The 3,848-nt window shown below is 34.3% G+C and carries 3 protein-coding genes; all 3 read right to left on the minus strand.

The annotated features are described in order from the left end of the window. Positions 1-323: 323 nt before the first annotated feature. Positions 324-1,982: a ribonucleoside-diphosphate reductase subunit alpha gene (locus AC4AGG_RS15620; protein ID WP_489772948.1), complete on the minus strand. Its 1,659-nt coding sequence runs from the start codon at positions 1,980-1,982 to the stop codon at positions 324-326. Positions 1,983-2,067: 85 nt separating this feature from the next. Then, entirely contained in the window at positions 2,068-2,337 is a 270-nt protein-coding gene (locus AC4AGG_RS15625) for a hypothetical protein (RefSeq protein ID WP_489772949.1), read from the minus strand. A 76-nt stretch (positions 2,338-2,413) separates the two neighbouring features. Further along, entirely contained in the window at positions 2,414-3,388 is a 975-nt protein-coding gene (locus AC4AGG_RS15630; protein ID WP_489772950.1) for a ribonucleotide-diphosphate reductase subunit beta, read from the minus strand. Between the last annotated feature and the right edge of the window lie 460 nt (positions 3,389-3,848).

Here is a 3,848-nt window from a genome sequence, read left to right on the forward strand (position 1 = left end):
ACTGCTATTGATTTGACATTTATTAATTTCTAGAATTTTATCATGTCAAGTGTTGATTATTAGGAGCGCAAAACTTATTTTTGAGATTACAAGGTAGTGATAAATTTTTGATTCCGGTCAACAAATGTCAGAATCGGCATTTCATAGGTACTGTTAGTCCCTAAGTGGAAAAAAAAATTCTTCATCATCTAAATTAAGGGGCGTGCTGAACAGTTGTTCATCACGTTTTTTTTGGAATAAAATACTATAAATAACTACAAAAAGTGTCTAAAAAAAAATTCTTAGACACTTTATTTATTTCAAGTTTTTGGGCTTATACCATGTTATGCTTCACATGAAGAGCAAGTAACAAAGTTAACCATCATTTCTTTAGAAACTGAAGAACTTCTTTGATAATACAATGTTTTCACCCCTTTCTTCCATGCCTCAATATACAAGAAATTAACATCCTTAACTGGCATTGTCGAAGGAATCTGAAGGTTAAGCGATTGTGCTTGGTCAATATACTGTTGTCTTTGTGCGGCTTGAGAAATAATCTCCATTGGAGAAATTTCTTTAAATGTCTTAAACACAGCTTTTTCCTCTTCAGAAAGTTCTTTCAAATGCTGAACAGAACCGTGATTCAACATGATTGTTCTCCAAGTCTCCTCATTATCCAAATCCTTTTCTTGAAGTAATTTTGTTAAATATTTGTTCTTACGCATAAAATTTCCTTTCGCAAGACCAGCTTTGTAATAGTTAGAAGCAAAAGGTTCGATTCCAGGCGAAGTCTGTCCCAAAATTGCTGAACTAGAGGTCGTTGGAGCTATCGCCAAAACAGTAGTATTTCTCATTCCATAACCTTTCAACAACTCTGGTTCTCCATAGATATTGGCTAATTCTTTAGACGCTGCAACCGCCTCATCACGAATGTATCTAAAGGCTCTTGCATTAAACTGAGTCGCCTCAAAACTTTCGAAAGGAATCATATTTTTCTGCAAATAAGAATGGTAACCTAATGCTCCCAAACCTAACGCACGATGGCGTATTGCAAAATTTCTAGCTCCTTGTAAGTAGTAATTACCTTCAGTTTTTTCAATAAATTCTGATAAAACCGCATCTAAGAAATACACTGCTAATTTAACTGCGTTGGTATCTTTCCATTCATCAAAAAGCTCCAAATTCATTGAAGAGAGGCAACAGATGAAAGATTCTTCAGCGCTTGAAGGTAACATGATTTCAGAACAAAGATTACTTGCATTAACCATCATTCCGTTATCTTTATATACTTGAGGCTTATTACGGTTAACGTTATCGGTAAAGAAAATATAAGGAAGTCCTTTTTGCTGACGACTTTCTAATACTCTGGCCCAGATTTTACGTTTGTCCATATCTCCGTCAATCATGTCTTGCATCCAATAATCGGGTACACAAACTCCAGTAAATAAGTTTTGAATGGGACTACCAATATCTTTAATGGACAAAAATTCTTCGATATCACCGTGATCAATATCCAAGTAGGCAGCAAAAGCTCCTCTTCTCACTCCTCCTTGTGACACAACATCCATTGCTGTATCATACAATTTCATAAAAGAAACAGCCCCAGAAGATTTACCATTATCAGTAACCGCAGTACCACGATTTCGAAGCTCTCCAAAATATCCTGATGTACCACCACCAATTTTGGTCTGCATAATAACTTCACCTAATTTATGGGTGATTCCTTCAATATTATCAGGAATATGAACATTGAAACAAGAAATTGGCAAACCACGCTGAGTTCCCATATTAGCCCAAACTGGAGATGAAAAACTAATCCATCCCTTCACAATCATTTCCTTGAACGCAGGCTGTAACTCAGGTTTATACAATCTTTTTGCGGCTGCAGTTGTAATCCTATCGATAGCTCCCTCAACAGTTTCCCCTTTCAAAAGGTAACCTCGATTAAGCATTTGTTCAGACTCATCGTTAAGCCACCATATATCTAATTTCTTTTCTTCCATAGTTTTCTAATATTGCAAAAATTACAATGTTCTTTTAAAATTTAAATTTCATTTATGTTTAAATAATCAAAAAAAATCGCACTCACTAATTGAGTATCAATTCTCTATCGTAATAAAATCTGTCACATGCCTCCAATTGACCGACTTTGATTTTATTAATATGGGTAAATGTTACATTAGGATCAACCATTTCGAATTGTAATGCTTTTTTGATGCAATAATCAATTTTGTAGGCGACCGACATACACACTCGATGTCCTTTTACCAATCCCATTCCCATATAAATGTACTCTCCCAGCACAAACTCTCCGCTTTCATAGATATAAGAAAGCTCCTTCTCTAACGGTGTTAGCATACCGTAAAAATTTTAAATAAATCTTGAGAAGATTGACTTCAAAGTAATCCTTACCTCAATGGGGGAAAGAATCTACCTAAAACAAGTCATTCTCAGTAATACTCTTATCATGCTTAGTGTAGTCCACCGGTCTTTTTGCAAAGAAATCGTCTAACGAATTGGCAAACACTTCCTCCTCGAACCACATCATTGGGCGGTACTGTTCCGGTGTAATATCATAGCGAGTCTTCATATTGATCTTCTTAAGAGAATCATCAACACGATATTTCATGAAATTCAACAAATCTTCTTTGGTAAAATTATCAATCTCTCCTAATTCAAAAATCCAATCCAAGATTTCTGACTCCACTTCAATGGAGTAATCTACCAAACTATAAATATCCTCAATATCAGAATCTGTCAACAAATCTGGTTGCTCTTCTCTGATTTTATTGATTAAATAAATTCCAGCATTAGCATGGATTTGTTCATCAACAGAAGTCCAAGCAATAATATTGCTCACATTCTTCATATATCCTTTGAATCTAGTAAAGGACAAAATAATTGCAAATTGAGAGAATAATGATACGTTTTCAATTAAGATACTGAACAACAATAATGAAGATACATATTCTTTTGGTGTGGTAGAATTGGCATGTTTAAGAGCTTTATTAAGAAAGTCAATTCTCTTCTTAATCGAAGGAATCTCCACCACATACATAAACTCTTCATTATATCCTAACACTTCTAACAAACGAGAATACGCTTCTGAGTGACGGAACTCACATTCTGCGAAAGTAGCTCCAAGTCCGTTAAGTTCAGGTTTTGGAAGGTGATTATATAAGTTTCCCCAAAATGTTTTAACAGCAACTTCAATCTGGGCAATTGCTAAAAGTGCATGTTTAACAGCATTTTTTTCATGAGGTTCTAACTGAGAATGAAAATCTTGAACATCGGCGGTAAAGTCTACTTCAGAATGCACCCAAAACGCTTTGTTAATAGCTTCGGTGAACTGTAAAATTTCCGGATACTCGAAAGGTTTGTAACTCACTCTTTTGTCAAAAATGCCCATTTTTTTAATTTTTTCTTGTTAAACTTATGATAATTGCGGACGTATGAAAACCACACTAACGAAAACATTATCAAGTAAATACATGGAAAAACTATCCACATTTCTTCTTGCTTTTTTTTCACATTTGCGTGCTAACAAAATTAGAGAAATAGGGTCGATCTGGAAAGGCATTTTACTTAAAACCCTGATATTTAACATCAAAAGTTTTCCACAATCGCACAGATGTTTTGATATCAAGGGAATACAAGAAATTGAAGTTGATAAAATATATTTCCAACGGCTTTTTATTAAACAATATAAGAAAAGACACGATTAATAAACAGCTAAGAATCAAACAAAAATGAAAAAGAGATTATCCAACCCGTAAGTTGGAATAACCTCCTTACACAAATTAACTATGACACTTATCTATTGGCTAACGAATGATCACAATGGATGAAAATAAGTTAGAAAAAAAATT

It is taken from the genome of Chryseobacterium sp. CG10_8, from assembly GCF_058117085.1.

Bases quoted from the DNA above. Each gene is read 5' to 3' on its own strand.
- AC4AGG_RS15620 (WP_489772948.1), bottom strand. From the start codon at position 1,982: ATGGAAGAAAAGAAATTAGATATATGGTGGCTTAACGATGAGTCTGAA.
- AC4AGG_RS15625 (WP_489772949.1), bottom strand. From the start codon at position 2,337: ATGCTAACACCGTTAGAGAAGGAGCTTTCTTATATCTATGAAAGCGGA.
- AC4AGG_RS15630 (WP_489772950.1), bottom strand. From the start codon at position 3,388: ATGGGCATTTTTGACAAAAGAGTGAGTTACAAACCTTTCGAGTATCCG.